This window comes from Aestuariimicrobium kwangyangense DSM 21549 (genome assembly GCF_000421525.1).
Lineage (GTDB): Bacteria > Actinomycetota > Actinomycetes > Propionibacteriales > Propionibacteriaceae > Aestuariimicrobium > Aestuariimicrobium kwangyangense.
Window position 1 is genome coordinate 702,361 of record NZ_ATXE01000001.1, and the last position, 18,120, is coordinate 720,480.

The following is an 18,120-nucleotide window of genomic DNA, read 5'->3' on the forward strand; positions in this document are numbered from 1 at the left end:
CCGGTTTTGTGCACTGTTTGTTCAACGTTGAGCACGAGTCGGTCTAGGCTGACCCATGAGCAGGGGCGAAACGTCCGTCGGACCAGCGGGGAGGATCGCGATGACGGCCATGGTGTGGCTGCGCAGGGATCTGCGTCGCGCTGACCTGCCGTTGCTGGCGGCCGCCCACGAGCACTCCGGCGGTGCGCCGGTGAAGGTGGTCTTCGTGCTCGACCCTGTCTTCCTGGAGGGAGCAGGCGCCGCCCGAACGGCATGGCTGGCCGCCACCCTGCTCGCGCTGCGACAGAGCTACGAGGGAAGGCTGACCCTGCTCGAGGGCGATGCCACCGAGGTGATCCCCCGAGTGGCGTCGGCCGGGGGAATCACCTCCGTCCACGTCTCGACGGAGACGGAACCGGGCGGTGCCGACCGTGACCGGCAGGTGGCTCGTGCCCTCGGCCGCGTCGGCGTGGAGTGGGTCGAGACCGGCAGCCCCTACGCCGTCACCCCGGGCCGGGTGCGCACCAAGGCCGGCGGCCCCCACGGAACCTTCTCGAGCTTCGCCCGCACCTGGGTCGAACACGGCTGGCGCGCCCCGGCCGAGGAGCCCGCCGACCTCGCTCTCGCCCCGGACGCGTCCGACCAGGGCGCGTGGGCACGGGTCGAGCGGCTACTGCGGGCACCCGGCGCGCCGGAACTGCCTCCCGCCGGCGAAGTGGCTGCCCACGAGCGCTGGTCGCAGTTCCTCGCCGATGACCTCGACGGGTACTCCACCCAGCGCGACAGAGCCGACCTGGCCGCCACCTCGCAGTTGTCACCCCATCTCAAGTTCGGGGTGCTGCACCCGAGGACCCTGCTGGCCGACCTCGCTCCTCGTCCGGGGCAGGGCGCCGAGCGGTTCCGCACCGAACTGGCGTGGCGTGAGTTCTACGCCGACGTTCTCCACCATCACCCCGGGAGCCTGACCGGAGACCTTCGTCCCGCACTCGCCGGCATGGCCTATGACCCGGATGGCGACCATGTCGAGGCGTGGCGCCGGGGGCGCACGGGATTCCCGCTCGTCGACGCAGGCATGCGCCAACTGTTGGCCACCGGCTGGATGCACAACCGGGTGCGGATGGTCACCGCCAGCTTCCTGACCAAGGACCTGCACGTCTGGTGGCCGATCGGCGCCCAGTGGTTCCTCGACCACCTGGTCGACGGCGACCTTGCCTCGAACACCCACGGCTGGCAATGGGTGGCGGGCACCGGAACCGACGCGGCCCCCTACTTCCGCGTCTTCAATCCCGTCAAGCAGGGGCTCACCCACGACCCGCAGGGCGACTACGTGAGGCGCTGGGTGCCGGAGTTGGCCCATCTCGCCGGTGACCTGGTGCACCAGCCGTGGGAGGCGTCCGACGGCTACGCCCACGGGTACCCCACCCGCATCATCGACCACGCGGACGAGCGCCGAGAGGCCCTGGCCCGACTGGAGATGGCCCGACATGCCTGAGGTGACCACGCACCGGACGAGCCGGCTGGGACTCGGCCGAGGGGTCTCGGAACTGCGGGCCTTCGTCGAAGCGGCCCTGCTCGACCCGGTGGACGAACCACCGATGCAGACCGGTCGACAACTCCTGCGCCGCCGGATCGTCGTCGTGGTCACCATCGCCGTCGGCGCCGTTGCCCTCGGGCTCGCCCTCGACATCGCCCCCGGTGACGTCAGCTTCTACCCCGCCGCCCTCGGTGTCGCCGCGTTGTGGATGGTGGGGGCCGTCGCCTCCGGGCCGCTGCACCTGGGGCGTGGCCGTACCCGCTCGGGTGGCGGCAGCCGCGGCGTGCTGCAGGGATTCCTGCTCGGGCTTGGTCTGCTGGTGGTGTTCCTGCTCGGTGCCGTCGTCGTCGGCCGCATCCCTGTGCTGCGTCGACCGGTGGACGACCTGCTCGCCCACGCGGCCCACGGCTCGCTGCCCATCGTGGCCGCCATCACGTTCGTCAACGGTGTCGCCGAGGAACTCTTCTTCCGCGGCGCCGTCTACAGTTCGTCCCCCCGCCGGTGGGCGATCCCCGTCTCGACGCTGTGCTACGCGGCGTCGACCCTGTGGTCGGGAGTGCCACTGCTGACCTTCGGCGCGCTCTGCCTGGGTCTGCTCACCTCCGCCCAGCGGCGGGTGACCGGCGGTGTCGCCGGCCCCATCGCCGCCCATCTGACCTGGTCGCTCGGCATGCTCCTGCTGCTCGGCCCCGCCCTTTCCCTGGGAGATTGAGATGACCTCGACCGTGCTCGTCACCGGCGCCACCGGCGCCATCGGGACACCGCTGGTGTCCTCGCTGCTCGATGCCGGCTGGCACGTGCGCGTGCTCGCCCGGCACCCCGAGCGGATCGATGCGCACTGGCGCGACCGGGTGGAGGTGGTGGTCGGCGACATCTCCGACGCCTCGGTGCTGGACGAGGCACTGTCCGGCTGTCGGGTGGCCTACTACCTGGTGCACTCCATGAGCGCCGGTCACGACTTCGTGAGCCGTGACCGCGAGTTGGCCACGTCGTTCGCCGAAAGGGCGAAGGCCGCGGGGGTGGAACGCATCGTGTACCTCAGCGGACTGCACCCGCGGGGCAAGCTGTCGCACCACCTCGGATCGCGCGTCGAGGTGGGCGACATCTTGCTGCGGTCCGGGGTCCCGACCGCCGTGCTGCAGGCGGGGGTGGTGCTCGGCGCCCAGTCCGCCTCGTTCGAGATGTTGCGCTACCTCACCGAGCGGCTGCCGGTGATGGTTGGACCCAAGTGGCTGCGCAACCGCATCCAGCCGATCGCCCTCGACGACGTCATCCACTACCTCACCGCAGCCGCCTCGCTGCCCCCCGACGTCAACCGCACCATCGACATCGCCATGCCCGACGTGATGACCTACACCGAGATGATGCAGCGGTACGCCCGTGTCACCGGCAGGCGTCGCCGGATCGTGGTCACCCTGCCCGTGCTGACGCCGTGGCTCGCCTCCCACTGGGTGGGCCTGGTGACGCCCGTCGACCCGGACGTGGCCAAGCCCCTGGTGGGCAGCCTCATCCATGAGGCCGTGGCGCACGAGGACGACGCGGACTCCCTGCTGGGAGCGCCCCCGGGCGGGATCTTGGGATTCGACGATGCCGTCAGGCGAGCGCTGGACGAGAGCCACTCCGGGAAGAAGGACGAGCAATGAACACGACGCGTCGACTGGTCGACACCGCAGCCCTGCTGCTGATGATGGTCGGAACCCTGTGGGGCTTCGGGCTGCTGGGCAGCCCGGTCAACCAGACCAATGGGGGAGCGCTGTCGGCCGAGGCGACCCTGCTGGCGCCGTCGACCACCGCGTTCTCGATCTGGTCGGTGATCTACCTGCTGCTGGTGGCCTACGTCGTCTGGGTGTGGACCCCCAGTGGTGGCCGGTCCCGCCGGGCGGCGAGCCTGGGCTGGTTGCCCGCGGCGTCCATGGTGCTGAACGGGGCCTGGCTGGCCATCACCCAGGCGGGTGGGCTCTGGCTCAGTGTGGTCGACATCGCCGCGTTGGCCCTGGTCCTGGGACTGCTGATGCGCAGACTCATGGTGCGTCGTCCCGCGGGAACCCTCGAGGCATTGCTGCTCGACGGAACCTTCGGGCTGTACCTGGGGTGGGTCACCGTGGCCACGTGCGCCAATGTCACCGCCGCGGCCGTCGCCTCCGGCGCGAATCTGGGCCGGGTCGGAAACACGGTGGCCGCGGTCGTGGTGCTGGTCGTCGCCGCAGCCCTCGGTGTCACCTTCTCGCGCGTCTACCGGGGTGCCGGCGGGGTCGCTGCCGCCATGGTCTGGGGGCTGGGCTGGATCGCCCACGGACGACTGGCCGTCGGCCCCCACAACACGGTCGTGGGGGTCGTCGCGGCCCTCAGTGCGCTGGTGGTGCTCGCCGCCTTCCTGCGCCTGTGGTGGCGCGCCGAGTCGCTGCGCGGTTCAAACGAGTTGGATGGCGCCGTCGCGGCGAACTAGAATCTGTCCGTCCACACGGCTGGGATGGGGCCATCACCCCGGAGCCGCCGGAAGAACGGGCCCTCCTGCGGGAGTGCCTCACTAGAACCGGCAGTGGCGGCGATGAGTGGGTGCGTGACCTCGTGCAGACGGGGAGCGCGCCAAGGAGGGTGGTACCGCGGGGTCCGCGTGAGCGGGTTCTCGTCCCTTCGTCCGTGAACACAGACGAGGGAACCATGAGCACCGAGACCTCCCCGGCCGCGCCGAGCGACGCCCAGCAGCAGGGCGGCACCACCTACCGCCCCGTGCCAGCCAGCGTCGACCTGCCCGAGATCGACCGGCAGGTGCTCGAGCTGTGGTCACGACAGGGCACCTTCGACGAGTCGCTCGCGCAGACCGCGCAGGGTCCCGCCTGGACCTTCTACGAGGGACCCCCCACCGCCAACGGCCAGCCCGGTACCCACCACGTCGAGGCGCGTGTCTTCAAGGACGTCTTCCCCCGCTTCAAGACCATGCAGGGATTCCACGTCGAGCGCCGTGCCGGCTGGGACTGCCACGGGCTCCCCGTCGAACTCGCAGTCGAGAAGGAACTGGGATTCGACGGCCGCGCCGACATCGAGACCTACGGCATCGAGGCCTTCAACCAGAGGTGTCGCGAGTCCGTCGGCCGTCACGTCGGTGAGTTCGCCAAGCTGACCCAGCGGATGGGCTACTGGGTCAACATGGACCAGGCCTACTGGACGATGTCTCCCGAGTACGTGCAGAGCGTCTGGTGGGCCCTCAAGCAGATCTTCGAGTCGGGGCTGCTGGTCGAGGACTTCCGGGTGGCGCCGTGGTGCCCACGCGACGAGACCACGTTGTCCGACCACGAACTGGCGCAGGGCTACGAGGATGTCGTCGACCCCTCGGTCTACGTCACCATGCCCCTGACGTCGGGCCCGTTGGCCGGTCAGGCGTCGCTGCTGGTGTGGACCACCACCCCCTGGACGCTGCCCTCCAACACCGCCGTGGCGGTGCATCCCGGGGTGACCTACGTCGCCGCCACGAACGGTGAGCAGACCTTGGTGGTCGCCGAGCCGCTGTTCGAGAAGAACCTGGGCACGGTCGCCGAGGGGGAACCCTGGCAGGTCACCCAGCGTTTCCTCGGCTCCGAGATGGAGTACTGGACCTACGACCGCGTCTTCGACCTGGTCGAGTTCCCCGAGAGCGACCTGGTCGGCCCGCCCGGACGCGAGGCGGTCGGCACCCGCAGCCACTTCGTCGTGCTGGCCGACTACGTCACCACCGAGGACGGCACCGGTCTGGTGCACCAGTCGCCGGCCTTCGGAGCCGACGACATGGCCGTCTGCCGCGCCTACGGATTGCCGATGGTCAACCCGGTTCGTCCCGACGGGACCTTCGAGGCCGGCATGCCGGTGGTCGGTGGGGTGTTCTTCAAGACCGCCGACCCGTTGCTGGTCACCGACCTGGCCGAGCGCGGTCGTCTGTTCAAGAAGGTCGACTACGAGCACAGCTACCCCCACTGCTGGCGCTGCCACACGGCCCTGCTCTACTACGCACAGCCGTCCTGGTACATCCGCACCACCCAGCGCCGCGAGGAGTTGCTGCGCGAGAACGAGAAGACCACCTGGTACCCCGACAACATCAAGCACGGCCGCTACGGTGACTGGCTCGACAACAACATCGACTGGGCCCTGTCCCGCAACCGGTACTGGGGCACCCCGCTGCCGATCTGGCGCAACGATGCCGACCCGTCGAAGCTGGTCTGTGTCGGCTCCCTGGCCGAACTGTCGGAGCTGACCGGCCTCGACCAGTCGGGGCTCGACCCGCACCGTCCCTTCGTGGACGACGTCACGTTCACCAAGCCGGGGGAGCCGGGCACCTATCGTCGGGTGCCCGAGGTGATCGACGCCTGGTTCGACTCCGGGTCGATGCCCTTCGCCCAGTTGGGCTACCCGCACGCGACCGGTTCGGTCGAGGCCTTCCAGAAGGCCTACCCCGCCGACTTCATCTGCGAGGCCATCGACCAGACCCGCGGCTGGTTCTACACGCTGATGGCGATCGGAACCCTCGTGTTCGACGAGAGCTCCTACAAGAACGTGCTGTGCCTGGGTCACATCCTCGCCGAGGACGGCAAGAAGATGTCGAAGCACCTGGGCAACATCCTGCTGCCCATCCCACTGATGGACGAGCACGGTGCCGACGCGGTGCGCTGGTTCATGGCAGCCTCCGGGTCACCGTGGGGGGCCCGCCGGGTCGGTCACACCGCCCTGCAGGAGGTCGTCCGCAAGGTGCTGTTGACCTACTGGAACACGGTTGCCTTCCAGGCCCTGTACGCCCGCGCCAACCACTGGTCACCGGCCGACGGCCTGGTCGAACCGACCCATGTGCTCGACCGGTGGTTGACCTCCTCGCTGAACCAGTTGGTCGGAGAGGTCACCGCCCGACTCGAGGACTTCGACACCCAGGGTGCCGGCGCAGCCCTGTCGGAGTTCATCGACGTGCTGTCGAACTGGTACGTCCGCCGCTCCCGCCGCCGCTTCTGGGACGGCGAACCGGGTGCGCTGTCGACCCTGCACCGGGTGCTGGTGACGCTCACCCAGCTGATGGCACCGATGATGCCGTTCGTGACCGAGCGGGTCTGGCAGGACCTGGTGGTGGCCACCGACCCGTCGGCGCCCGCCTCGGTGCACCTGTCGACGTGGCCCGTCGCCGACCCGGGCCTGGTCGACGAGTCCCTCGACCGTGCCATGCTGACCACCCGCAGGATGGTCGAGTTGGGCCGGTCGGCGCGAGCCGAGTCGAAGATGAAGACCCGCCAGCCGTTGTCGCGGATCCTGATCCCCTCGCAGGCGCATCGTCACCTCGACGAAGCCCTGCTCGCTGAGATCAAGGCCGAACTGAACGTGCAGGCGGTCGAGTCCTTCGCCTCGGCCGGAGACCTGGTCGACCACTCGGCCAAGGGCAACTTCCGCGCCCTCGGCAAGAGGTTCGGCAAGCAGACCCCGCAGGTGGCCCAGGCCATCGCGGACGCCGACGCGGCTGCCCTGGCGGCTGCCCTGGCCGCCGATGGGGTGGCCACCGTCGACTACGCCGGAGGCACCCAGGTCACAAGCGAGGAGGTGCTGATCTCCGAGCGTCCGCGCGAAGGGTGGTCGGTCGTCAACGAACAGGGCGAGACCGTCGCGCTCGACCTCGTGCTGACCCCCGCCCTGGTGGCGGCGGGACTGGCCCGCGAGGTCGTCCGCTTCGTGCAGGAGACCCGCAAGTCCTCGGGACTCGACGTCTCCGACAGGATCTCGCTGGACTGGGCGGCATCCTCGGACGACCTGGCCGCTGCCGTGCGCGAGCACCAGGCGATGATCGCCGACGAGGTGCTCGCGACCAGCATCACCGAGGTGGACGAGCCGTCCTTGGCCGAGGTCGGCAAGGAGTGGGCCCGGGAGCCCGATCTCGGCCTGACGGTTCGCGTCAGTCGTCGCGCTGGGTGACGCCCAGGTCGTCCAGCGCCCGTTGCATCAGCGACTGCACGTGCAGGGTGTCGACCACCGGCACCCGGTCGACCTCGGTGCGGCCGGCGCGGACGGCCTCGGTGGCCGCGATGAACTCGTGGGTGTAGCCCTTGCCGATCAGACCCTCCGCCGGGAACTCGCGGCTGGGCTCACCGGGGCGGTTGAGCACCAGCCCGGGTGAGTGGTGGAAGCGGGGCAGGATCTCGATGAAGCCGCGGGTGCCGCACAGGATCACCCGTCCGGGGCCGGCCGCAGCCAGGGAGATCATCAGGGACGAGTGCCGTCCGTTGCCGTGGTCGAGCACCATGGTGGCCTGCCCCTCGACACCATTGGGCAGCTTCGATCCCCAGGTGTGGATCGACTCGGCATGGCCCAGGAAGTCGGTGGCCACGTGCAGGGCGTACGGACCGAGGTCGAGCATGGCCCCGCCCCCCAGTTCTGGCTTGAACAGTCGGTCGTCGGCGTCGAACTCCCGCAGCGCGTAGAGGTCGCCCTGGATGCTGCGCAGTTCGCCGATGTCGCCGGCGTCGATGAGGGCGTGGGCCTGCATGATCACCGGATGGAAGCGGGTCCACATCGCCTCCATGCAGAACACCCCTGCACTCTGGGCCGACTGGACGACCTCCTCGGCACCGGCGAAGGTGGCCGCGAACGCCTTCTCGACGACCACCCCGGCACCAGCCGCGATGGCCTCGAGGGCCGCCCGTCGGTGGCCCGGATGGGGGGTGCCGATGTAGACCACGTCGACATCGGGGTCCGACGCCAACGCGGTGACGGAGTCGCAGGCCTGGGGCAGGTCGTGTTCGTCGGCGAAGGCCTGGGCACGGTCAAGGCTGCGCGAGGCCACCCCCACCACTCGCACGCCGGGGACCAGGCGAAGGTCGCTCAGCACTGTGGCACTCACGCGCCCCGGGCCGACGATGCCCCAACCGATCTCCCGCTGCTCGGTATTCGGCTGTTCGGCATTCGGCTGCTCAGTCACGCGGTTGCCCGTCCCTCGATCATCAGTCACTCGGATTCCTCCCTACGCCGATCCCGGCCCAACTCTCGCTGTTCCGCCTGACGTTGCCGACGCTGCCGCCCGGACTCGAGCCCGACGGCGTTCAGGATCGCGGGCGCCGCGAAGGCGGGAACGATGAACAGCCACCACCACTCCCACCCGAAGGCGAAGTTGATGACCAGCGCCAGCGGCCACATCAGCCCCACCACCACCTTGGCCGCACGCTGCAGCGAGGTCTCGGCAGACCTGGCCACCGGGGCCGGTGCTCCGGAGGGAGCACTCGGCACGGCGAGGGTCCGGGCGGAGAATTCGGTGCTCGGCAGGTCTCGGAACAAGGGGACCAGGTCAGCGTTCGTGCGGGCCTGGAGGGCTGCCTGCATGCGCTCGTCGAACTCCGCGAGATCGAGTCGACCCGCCGCGTGGTGGGCCTGCAACTCCTGCACGGCCCGATCACGCTCGGCATCGCCGATTCGCTGCGGCACGTCTGACATGAGTGCAGCCTAGTCACCTGCGTCGTTCGGCAGCGCACGGGCACCTGCTCGGGGACGGCTCGGGGACGCGCGTGACGGGTTGGCGTCCGTCTGCTCCCCAGCCGTGGCCGACCACCTGCTCCATCTGGTGCACCTGCCCTCATCCGGTGCAATTGCCCCCTCGCCGCACCAGTTGCCCTCGTCCGGTCCAGGTGCCCCCTCGCCGCACCAGTTGCCCTCGTACGGTGCAGGTGCCCCCTCACCGGACCAGTTGCCCTCGCCCGGTGCAGTTGCCCCCGTTCAGGGATAGGGCAAGTGGCGCGAACGAGGGCAGCTGGAGCGGAACGAGGGCACCTGGGAACGGAGCGAGGGCAGCTGGGGCCGTCGGGACAGGGTGCGCCGACAAACGACGACCGAACGAGCACACCCTGACGGCCGGACCTTCGCCGAGGTCGTACCGCAGGCGGACTCCGCACCTGTCACCGTGCGGCGATGACTACAGTGGTCGGCGACCCAGGAGGTGTGATGGCTCGAGTCGTCCAGAAGTTCGGTGGATCGTCTGTCGCGGACGCGGAATCGATCAAGCGCGTGGCCCGGCGCATCAGCGCGACCAAGCGTGCCGGCAACGAGGTCGTCATCGTCATCTCGGCCATGGGCGACACCACCGACGAGCTGATGGACCTCGCCCTGCAGGTGTCGCCGCAGCCGCATCCCCGCGAGCTCGACATGTTGCTGACCACCGGGGAGAGGCAGTCGGCCGCGTTGTTGGCGATGGCGCTGTCCGATCTGGGCATGAAGGCGAAGAGCTACACCGGTTCCCAGGCCGGTGTGATCACCACCGGCACGCACGGCGATGCCCGCATCACCAAGATCACCCCCGGCCGCATCGAGGACGCTCTCGTCGACGACAACATCGTCATCGTGGCCGGCTTCCAGGGTGTCAGCCAGGACTCGAAGGACGTCACCACTCTCGGACGAGGCGCATCCGACACCACGGCGGTCGCACTCGCCGCTGCGCTGCAGGCCCAGTACTGCGAGATCTACTCCGACGTCGACGGCGTGTTCACGGCCGACCCGCGCATCGTCAAGGGCGCCCAGCGCATCCCCGAGATCAGCTACGAGGAGATGCTCGAGATGGCCGCGAACGGTGCCAAGATCCTGCATCTTCGGTGCGTGGAGTACGCGCGCCGCGAGAACGTGCCGGTGCACGTCCGCTCGTCCTTCTCGGACAAGCCGGGAACCTGGGTCAAGGACGCCAACGACATCAAGAAGGACGAGGACAACGCCATGGAGCAGACCATCATCTCGGGTGTCGCGCATGACCGCAGCGAGGCCAAGATCACCGTCGTGGGTGTGCCCGACCAGGTGGGTCAGGCAGCCCGCATCTTCGACGTGATCGCCCGCGCGAACATCAACGTCGACATGATCGTGCAGAACGTCTCGGACATCTCGTCGAACCGCACCGAGGTCTCGTTCACCCTTCCCTCCAATGACGGTCGCAAGGCCATCGATGCCCTGCGCGCCGCCCAGTCCGAGATCGACTTCACCGACGTGTTGTTCGACGACGGCATCGGCAAGGTCTCGGTGATCGGCGTCGGCATGCGCTCCAACCCCGGCGTGACGGCCCGGTTCTTCTCGGCCCTGGCCGCCGAGGGCATCAACATCCAGATGATCTCCACCTCCGAGATCCGCATCTCGGTGGTCGTGGCCGCCGAACGGGTCGACGACGCCGTGCGCGCCGCCCACACCGCGTTCGGTCTGGACGCCGACGGCGAGGCCGTGGTCTACGCCGGCACCGGTCGCTGAGCCCGACCGCCTTCGACGTCTCGGTGGGTGCAGCGCGACCGCTAGCCTTGCGGCATGTCTGATCCAGGGGTCGAAGCGGGTGCTCGTCCTCAGCGTGGTTTCGAGCTGCCGGACGCGGCCCCCGAGGTGAGTGGTGAGACCGGAGCGGCGCCTCTTCGCGGAGCCGAACCGGCGGCACCCGAGGAGCCCTCGATCGGACGTAGCTCCGCGCTGATGGCGGCGGGCACCCTGGTCAGCAGGGTGCTGGGCATGGTCAGGGCCTCGCTGTTGGCCGCGTGCGTGGGCATCTCACTGGGCGCCGACGCCTTCGCCATCGCCAACACCCTGCCCAACTACATCTACATCCTGCTGTCGGCGGGCGTGCTGAACGCCGTGCTGATCCCGCAGATCACCAAGGCGATGAAGAACCCCGACGGTGGACGCGACTTCGTCGACCGCCTGATCACCGCCTCGCTGTTGTTGGTGGTGGCGGCCGCCGTGGTCGCGACCGCTCTGACCCCGCTGTTGGTGCGCGCCACCTCGAACCTTCCCCCCGAGCAGTACCGGTTGGCGGTCATGTTCGGGTTCGTCTGTCTGCCACAGATCGCCTTCTACGGCCTGTACGCCGTGCTCGGCCAGGTGCTCAACGCCCGGAACCAATTCGCTGCCTTCATGTGGACACCCGTGCTCGCGAACGTGGTGCAGATCGGCGGGCTGGTCTACTTCCTCGCGGTGTGGGGCAGGCAGGGGAGCAACGCCGCCTGGACCTGGCCGATGGTCGGCGTGCTGGCCGGCACCACCACCCTGGGCATCGTGGTGCAGGGGCTCGCGCTCATCCCACCGCTGGTCCGTGGTGGCTTCCGGTACCGTCCCCGCTTCGGCGTGCGCGGACGAGGATTCGGATCCGCGTCCAAGATGCTCGGGTGGACCTTCACCGCACTCGTGCTCGCGCAACTGGGCGGGTTCGTCGTGCAGTGGGTGATCACCACGGTGCGCGGCGACAACGGCGGCGTGCCGGGTGTGATCGCACGCGACAACGCCTTCCTGATCTTCATGCTGCCCCACAGTTTCGTCACCACCTCGATCCTGACGGCCCTGTTCCCCCGCATGACCAGGGCCCACCAGGCCGACGACCTGACCGCACAGCGACGTCTGGTGCGCCAAGGGCTCGAACTTCCCGCGGTCGCCGTGCTGCCGATGAGCGCCGGCATGATCGCCCTCGCCCTGCCGATCTTCCGGGTGCTCTTCCCCCGGTTGACGCCGGGGGAGGCGCAACAGGAGGCGTGGATCCTGACCGCGATGGCGATCGGGACGATGGCCTTCGGGGTGACGACCCTGCAGCAGCGGTACTGCTTCGCCCGCGAGGAGGGACGCAAGAACCTGTGGCTGCAGGCCCTGCTCACGACCGTTCAGGTGGGCTTCGCCGCCGCCGCCTTCCTGGTGCCGGTCGGCTGGGCCGTGGCGGTGACGGGACTCGGCATGTCGGTCGCCAACATCGTCACCGGACTGGTGTTCGTGCTGGTGGCCCGGCGTGACCTCGGCCACCTCGGCCTGGCCGAGACCCTGCGGCTCTACGTCAGGGTCGGGTTCGTCTCCGCCTGCGCTGGGCTGATGTGTTGGGGAGTGTCGACGGCCTTGGGGGTGCTGGGCAGTGGGTTGCTGGTCCAGGGCCTGCGCCTGGCCGTGGCGGGGCTGGTCTTCGTCCTGGCCTACCTGGCATTGGCCAGGCTCTTCCACATCACCGAGGTCGACGACTTCGTTCGTCCCGTGCTGCGGCGCCTCCCGTTCATTCGCCCTTCTTCCCAGGAGTCCTGATGTCTGCAACCGCCCGCCCGGGCGGGGCCGCCCTCGCGGTGGCCGTCCCCGTGGTCACCGCACTGCTGGTGCTCGGCGTCACCAGCGCGTGGGCCTGGTCGGTGCGCGACTCATTGGGTGACCGGGTGGCGGTGCACTGGGGAGTGGCCGGACGACCTGATCGTTGGACCTCGCTGACGTCGGCCCTGGTCACCACCGCGGTGCTGACCGGGGTGATGACCGCCCTGCTGGTCGGACTCGCGGTGGTGATGCGCGACCGCATCGCCGTGCCGTCGGCGGCCAGCGGGATGGCCGTGTTCCTGGCCGGGTCGGGCAACGGGCTGCTGGTCACCCAGGCCGGTGACCCCAACCACAGGCTGGGCTTCGAGCTGGTGTTCGCGTTGGTGGCGGGACTGGTGGTGGGGGTGCTGGTGGCCGTGGTGCTGCGCGCACTGGACCGGCGCCGACCCCACCCCGTGGCGGCTCGCCCGACCCCAGCAGCCGGGGACGCCAGCGTCCACCCCATGCCCTGGTCGGGACTCACGCGTACCGGTACGGCCGTCTACGTGCTGCCGTTGGTTGGCATGGCTCCCACCGCGGTGCTGCTCGCCTACGCCGCTGTCTACCGCGTCTGGGGACTGGTGGTGTTCATGCTCATCCTGATGCTGGTGATGGGGCTGCTGTTGACCATGCTGAAGTGCGAGGTCACCGTCGACGAGCGGGGGCTGCGCGCCACGGGCGGGCGCCTGACCTGGCTGAACGTGCCCCTGGAGCAGATCGAGTCGGCCGAGGTCGACCACGTGGAGCCCATGCGCGACTTCGGCGGCTGGGGCATCCGCTTCGGGGCTCGTGGCCTGGGTCTGGTCACCTCCCGCGGAGCCGCGGTCTGGGTGCAACGAGCCGGTGGACGGCCCGTCTGCGTCACCGTCACCGAGCCGGAGGCCTGCGCGGCGGCAGTCAACTCCTGGGTGCGGGTGGGCTGATCCGTTCGAGGTGCTCCACGAGGCGGGAGTCGGCCGACACAGGCATGAACCCGGTCGCACTGAGGCGTTCGAGCGACAGCGTGCTGTGGGTGGGGCGTGGCGCCGCCCCCGTGCCGGCGGTGTACTCCTCGGTGCTGACGCCGGTGACGTCCTTCGGGTCCCGTCCACACAGTTCGAACACCCGGGCGGCGATCTGGGCCCAACTGGTCACGGGGCCGGAGTTGGTCAGGTGGTAGGTCCCCGGCTCTGCCTGTGAGGTGAGCAGGTGGACGATCCCGGCTGCCAGGTCGGTGGCGAAGGTGAGTCGTCCGAACTGGTCGTCGACCACCCGGGGGCTCACTCCGCGTGCGGCCAGCGAGGCCATGGTGTCGACGAAGTTCCGGCCCTCCCCGATCACCCAGCTGGTGCGCACGATCCAGTGCCGGTCGACGGTGGCGGCCAGCAGGTCACCCGCGGCCTTGGTCTGCCCGTACACCCCCAGGGGAGCGAAGGGTTCGTCCACCTCGTGCACCTCGTGGGTGCCGTCGAAGACGTAGTCGGACGACACCTGGACGAACCCGAGCCGGTGCCGACGGCACAATCCGGCGAGGTGGGCCACGGCTGTCGCGTTGAGGGCCCAGGCGGTGCGGCGTCCGGTGGTGGTCTCGGCATCGTCGACGGCGGTGTGGGCTGCCGCGTTGATGATGGTGTCGACCCCGGTGACGTCGAAGGCGTCGATCGCGGCCGGGTCGAGCAGGTCGAGGTCATCGCGGGTGAGGGCGGTGGCGTGGGGGAGCAGCCGCACCAGCGCTCGTCCGACCTGACCGTCGGCACCCAGGATGACGGTGGACCGGCTGTCGACGGCTGGGGGTGCCATCGGGGTGACCTCGGCCAGCGGCGGATGGTTGGCATCCGCGGCCGAGACCTCGCACTGCTCGCGGGGGATCGGCCAGTTGATGCCGAGGTCGGGGTCGAACAGGTTGACGTAGGTGTAGCGCTCGCGTGCCTCGGCGCTCCAGTGGTCGTTGACCAGGTAGGCGTAGGTGGTTGCGTCCTCGAGGGCCTGGTAGGAGTTGCCCACGCCGCGCGGCACGAAGATCGCGGTCTCGGGGCCCAGTTCCACCGTCACCGTGGTGCCGAACTGGTCGCCGGGGCGCAGGTCGACCCAGGCGCCGAAGACCCGACCGGTGGCGACACTGACCAACTTGTCCCACGGTTCGGCGTGCACACCGCGGGTGGCGCCCCGGGAGGCATTGAACGACACGTTCTGCTGCACCGGGCCGAAGTCGGGCAGCCCGAGTGCGGTCATCTTCTGCCGCTGCCAGTTCTCCTTGAACCAGCCGCGGGCGTCACCGTGCACGGGCAGGTTCACCACCAGCAGCCCCGGGATCGCGGTCGGGTCGATGGTCAACTGGGTCACCACTGTCGCCTGTTCCTTCGGGTCACTGGGATGGGTGCTGGATGGTCTGCTCGCACTCGGCCGGGTCAGCCCACCTTCAGGGGATCCTACGGCCTGTGCGGGCGGGTGCGGGCCGGGCGCCGTGGGTGAGCGACGGCCAGCATCCCTGCCCGGGCCCGGACGGGGTCACACGTGCAGGCGCTTGCGCACCTCGTGCTGGATGTCTGCCCCGTGGAAGACCTGCATCCACACCAGCATCAGGAATCCCATGGCGACCGAGATCCACGAGGGCAGGGTGTGGTGCACCCAGCCGAAGGCGAGGAAGAGGGCGGGCACCACGCTGAACAGCAGTGTCAGCCACGAGTACACGAGGTAGTCCGCCGGGCGCATCCTGGCGATCCGGACGGCCACGAGCAGGGCGATGATCGAGACCGCGCAGATGATCGGGATGACGAAGGTGGTCGACCAGGCGCGCCACCCGCTCATGAAGTCGGCGTAGACGCACAGGCCACAGGCAGCAACCACCAGGTAGACGATCGTCTTGGCGACGTTGCGTCGTTTGCGCACCGTGATCAGGGCAACCAGCCACAGGGCGGCGAGGCCCATGACCATCAGCCGCACCCACGGCACGGGGATGAACACGACCGTGCCCAGGGTGCCCGCGATGACGACCAACGAGACCAGCCCGACCACCTTCAACCACACCCGCCTGTCGAAGCGCAGCGGCACGTCCGGCCACGGGGCGGGTGCCGGGGCACCCTCGCCGACGATCGGTCCGCGGCAGAGCGGGCAGGTCGTCCACCCACCCCTCACGTCGACCCGGCAGGCGGGGCAGCGGCTCATGGGGCCACCGCGGCCAGTTCATCGGCGGTGACCTTCACCGCTGCCACGGTCACCTGCACCCCGCGCTCGGTCAGTTCGCGGACGAAGGCTGTCTGGTGCGCGGTCTCGGTGAAGGGCGAGGTGAAGTCGACCGTCAGCAGGTCGCCGTGACTCGCCATCGAGAACTGCGGACGGGCCGCCGACACCGCCAGGTGCACGGCACCCACGTGGGCGTCGACGGGGTCGGGGAAGCTGACCCGTCCGATGTTGGTCATCGCCACCGTCAGGTTGCGGTTGTTGAGCCGGTTCACCGCTCCCAACACCAGGTCCTTGAGGGGGCGCGGCAGCACTCGTCCGATCGGATGGTGTTCGAACCCGATCAGCTTGCGCAGCTTCGCCTCGAGCGCGGCGGGCGTGGTCTGCTCGGCGAGTTGGCGGGCGAGCGAGGTGCACATGGCGTCGAAGCTGTCATCACTCTGGCAGTGCTCCAGCCGGGTGGTGGCGAAGAAGTTGCGCGCCGACCGCGACCCGAAGCGTTGGCGCAGGTCGACCGGCACCGACACGGCCATCGTCCGACCGGCCGCCGTCTCGGCGTCCACGTCTCGGATGGCGTGCAGGAACAGGGCCGTCAGGTAGACCGTCAGCGACACCCCCTGGGCTCGGGCCAGGGGCAGCACCTGGCCGACGGGCATGGTGAGTTCGATGATGCGGGTGCGGTGGTCGGGGTTGAGGTGCCCGCGCACCCGATGGACCCGTCGACGACCGCGGCGAAAGAGGTCATGGGCCACCAGGTGGCGCGGTGGCGTGGCGGCGGCGACCGCGGCCGGGGCGGAACCCTCGACCGCGCCCTCGGCCTGCAGTGGGGCGGGTTCGGCTGCGACGGCGAACTGCCGGGGTTGGCGCGGGTGGAAGGCGCCGAAGCTGTCGGGGTCGAGGCCGTGCTTCACGCGGGTGGGCAGGGCCGGCGCTCCGGGCTGCGCGCCGTCGAGCGGGCTCTCGCCCCATTCCTCGGGGTGTCGCAGCCGTACGTACTCGCAGACCAGGTCGTGCAGCACCCAGGAGGCGCCGGTGCCGTCGGTGAGGGCGTGCAGCACCTCGAGGATGATCCGCCGGTCGTGGTGCATCACCCGGAACAGCAGGTTGTGACGGTCGAAGTGGTACAGGTGGTCGCAGGGTGGCAGGACGTCGTCGGTGACCTCGGGGCGCAGTTCACTCTCCTCGAGGTAGTACCAGAACACGCCTCGCCGCAGCACGGAGTGGTAGAGCACGTACTGGTCGTAGACGATCTCGAGGGCCTGCTGCAGCAGCGCCGGGTCGACGACGTCGTCGAGTTCAGCGCTGACCCGGAAGACCTTCGTGTCGACATCGCTCATGGCGGCCAGGAAGATGTTCGAGGCGTTGTCGAGACGCACCCACGCGCGACGATCACTCACGGCACGCTCCGGTGCTCGGTGACGCGGGGAGCGTGGTCGGTCTCGTCGAGGAACTCGTTGACCAGTTCGTGCAGCCGCACGACCGGACGGGCGAACCGCGGCAGTGTCATGAACCCGTGCAGGGCACCCGGGAGCCGTTCGAGTCGGACGAAGGTGCCGGCCTCCTGAAGGCGCTGGGCGTAGGCCTCGCCCTCATCCCGCAGCAGGTCGAGTTCGGCCGTCACCACCAGGGTGGACGGTTGCCCGCTCAGGTCGCTGGCCAGCAGGGGAGCGATCAGCGGGGTGCGGCGGGCCTCTGGGTCGGGTTGGTACAGGGCCATGTAGTCGTGCAGTTCGGTCGAGGTGAGGCGAAGCCCGCTGCCGTAGGTGCGCACCGACTCGTAGGGTGAGGTGAGCGGGTCGTGGTCGTACCAGGTCGCCGGGTACAACAGGATCTGGCGGCTGGGCATCGGGCACCCGCGCTCCGCCAACCGCAGGCTGACGGCCGCCGCGAGGTTGCCGCCCGCGGAGTCGCCGATCAGCGTGATGCCGCCGGCGTCGTCAAGATCGAGGGTCTGGGGTGAACGAGCCAGCACGTCGGTCACGCGGAGGCAGTCCTCGAACCCGTGCGGGAAGGGGTGTTCGGGGGCGAGTCGGTAGTCAACCGAGAGCACCAGCCGCCCGGTCGCATCGGCCAGGGCCGCACAGGCGGGGGTGTAGCTGTCGATGTTGCCGACCACCCAACCGCCCCCGTGGAAGAAGACGAGCACGTCATCGTGGGTGCGCTGCTTGGGCAGGAACACCCGCACCGGGATCTCGTGGCCGTCTGTGGCCCGGATGGACTGGTCGAGGGTGTGGAACCGTCCCGTCGGCCCGGCCGCCAGTCGCTGGACGAGCCGCACGCGGCGGTAGTCCTCACGCATGTTGAGCCGCGGGGCGGCGAAGAGTCCCAGGACGGCGCTGACCACCGGGTTGATCGGTGGGTCGGGCTCGTCGGTGGGCATGACGCCACCCTACGAGGTGGGT

Annotated in this window: 14 protein-coding genes; 8 read left to right on the forward strand and 6 right to left on the reverse strand. The window is 69.6% G+C overall.

Features of this window, described 5'->3' with window-relative positions:
• The first annotated feature begins 55 nt into the window (after positions 1-55).
• From H507_RS0103085 to ileS, 5 genes are all read left to right on the forward strand, one after another.
• Positions 56-1,471, forward strand: a complete 1,416-nt coding sequence (locus H507_RS0103085; RefSeq protein ID WP_245558809.1) for a cryptochrome/photolyase family protein — start codon at positions 56-58, stop codon at positions 1,469-1,471.
• Positions 1,464-2,225: a CPBP family intramembrane glutamic endopeptidase gene (locus H507_RS0103090; RefSeq protein ID WP_022909264.1), complete on the forward strand. Its 762-nt coding sequence runs from the start codon at positions 1,464-1,466 to the stop codon at positions 2,223-2,225. Before H507_RS0103085 ends, H507_RS0103090 begins: the two co-directional genes overlap by 8 nt.
• Position 2,226: 1 nt before the next feature.
• Complete coding sequence (locus tag H507_RS0103095; protein WP_026377692.1) at positions 2,227-3,156, forward strand: NAD(P)H-binding protein; 930 nt, start codon at positions 2,227-2,229, stop codon at positions 3,154-3,156.
• On the forward strand, positions 3,153-3,959 hold the full coding sequence (locus H507_RS14390; protein WP_040437388.1) for a tryptophan-rich sensory protein: 807 nt from the start codon (positions 3,153-3,155) through the stop codon (positions 3,957-3,959). Before H507_RS0103095 ends, H507_RS14390 begins: the two co-directional genes overlap by 4 nt.
• 215 nt (positions 3,960-4,174) lie before the next feature.
• On the forward strand, positions 4,175-7,429 hold the full coding sequence (ileS, locus tag H507_RS0103105; RefSeq protein WP_022909265.1) for an isoleucine--tRNA ligase: 3,255 nt from the start codon (positions 4,175-4,177) through the stop codon (positions 7,427-7,429).
• Here ileS and H507_RS0103110 read toward each other — a convergent pair.
• Positions 7,410-8,432 (reverse strand): Gfo/Idh/MocA family protein, encoded by a 1,023-nt coding sequence (locus tag H507_RS0103110; RefSeq protein ID WP_169512675.1) that lies wholly within the window; start codon positions 8,430-8,432, stop codon positions 7,410-7,412. The genes ileS and H507_RS0103110 overlap by 20 nt on opposite strands.
• Positions 8,433-8,458: 26 nt before the next feature.
• Positions 8,459-8,941, reverse strand: a complete 483-nt coding sequence (locus tag H507_RS14395) for a DUF1707 SHOCT-like domain-containing protein (RefSeq protein WP_022909267.1) — start codon at positions 8,939-8,941, stop codon at positions 8,459-8,461.
• A gap of 504 nt (positions 8,942-9,445) precedes the next feature.
• Between H507_RS14395 and H507_RS0103120 the strand changes: the two genes are divergently transcribed.
• The 3 genes from H507_RS0103120 to H507_RS0103130 are packed head-to-tail and all read left to right on the forward strand — an operon-like array spanning position 9,446 to position 13,482.
• Entirely contained in the window at positions 9,446-10,726 is a 1,281-nt protein-coding gene (locus H507_RS0103120; RefSeq protein ID WP_022909268.1) for an aspartate kinase, read from the forward strand.
• A 54-nt stretch (positions 10,727-10,780) separates the two neighbouring features.
• Positions 10,781-12,520: a murein biosynthesis integral membrane protein MurJ gene (murJ, locus tag H507_RS14400; protein WP_022909269.1), complete on the forward strand. Its 1,740-nt coding sequence runs from the start codon at positions 10,781-10,783 to the stop codon at positions 12,518-12,520.
• Positions 12,520-13,482, forward strand: a complete 963-nt coding sequence (locus H507_RS0103130; protein WP_022909270.1) for a DUF1648 domain-containing protein — start codon at positions 12,520-12,522, stop codon at positions 13,480-13,482. Before murJ ends, H507_RS0103130 begins: the two co-directional genes overlap by 1 nt.
• Here the strand turns inward: H507_RS0103130 and H507_RS0103135 are convergent.
• The 4 genes from H507_RS0103135 to H507_RS0103150 all read right to left on the reverse strand — a co-directional run bounded on the left by H507_RS0103135 (position 13,457) and on the right by H507_RS0103150 (position 18,098).
• On the reverse strand, positions 13,457-14,881 hold the full coding sequence (locus H507_RS0103135; protein ID WP_026377695.1) for a sugar nucleotide-binding protein: 1,425 nt from the start codon (positions 14,879-14,881) through the stop codon (positions 13,457-13,459). The two genes, H507_RS0103130 and H507_RS0103135, sit on opposite strands and share 26 nt — an antisense overlap.
• A 165-nt stretch (positions 14,882-15,046) precedes the next feature.
• Positions 15,047-15,703 (reverse strand): DUF6320 domain-containing protein, encoded by a 657-nt coding sequence (locus tag H507_RS0103140; RefSeq protein WP_022909272.1) that lies wholly within the window; start codon positions 15,701-15,703, stop codon positions 15,047-15,049.
• The gene (locus H507_RS0103145) at positions 15,700-17,115 is read right to left on the reverse strand and encodes a hypothetical protein (RefSeq protein ID WP_022909273.1); all 1,416 of its coding nucleotides are present in this window, start codon (positions 17,113-17,115) and stop codon (positions 15,700-15,702) included. The genes H507_RS0103140 and H507_RS0103145 overlap by 4 nt, the downstream gene beginning before the upstream one ends.
• Positions 17,112-18,098 (reverse strand): alpha/beta hydrolase, encoded by a 987-nt coding sequence (locus H507_RS0103150; RefSeq protein ID WP_022909274.1) that lies wholly within the window; start codon positions 18,096-18,098, stop codon positions 17,112-17,114. Before H507_RS0103150 ends, H507_RS0103145 begins: the two co-directional genes overlap by 4 nt.
• Positions 18,099-18,120: the final 22 nt, after the last annotated feature.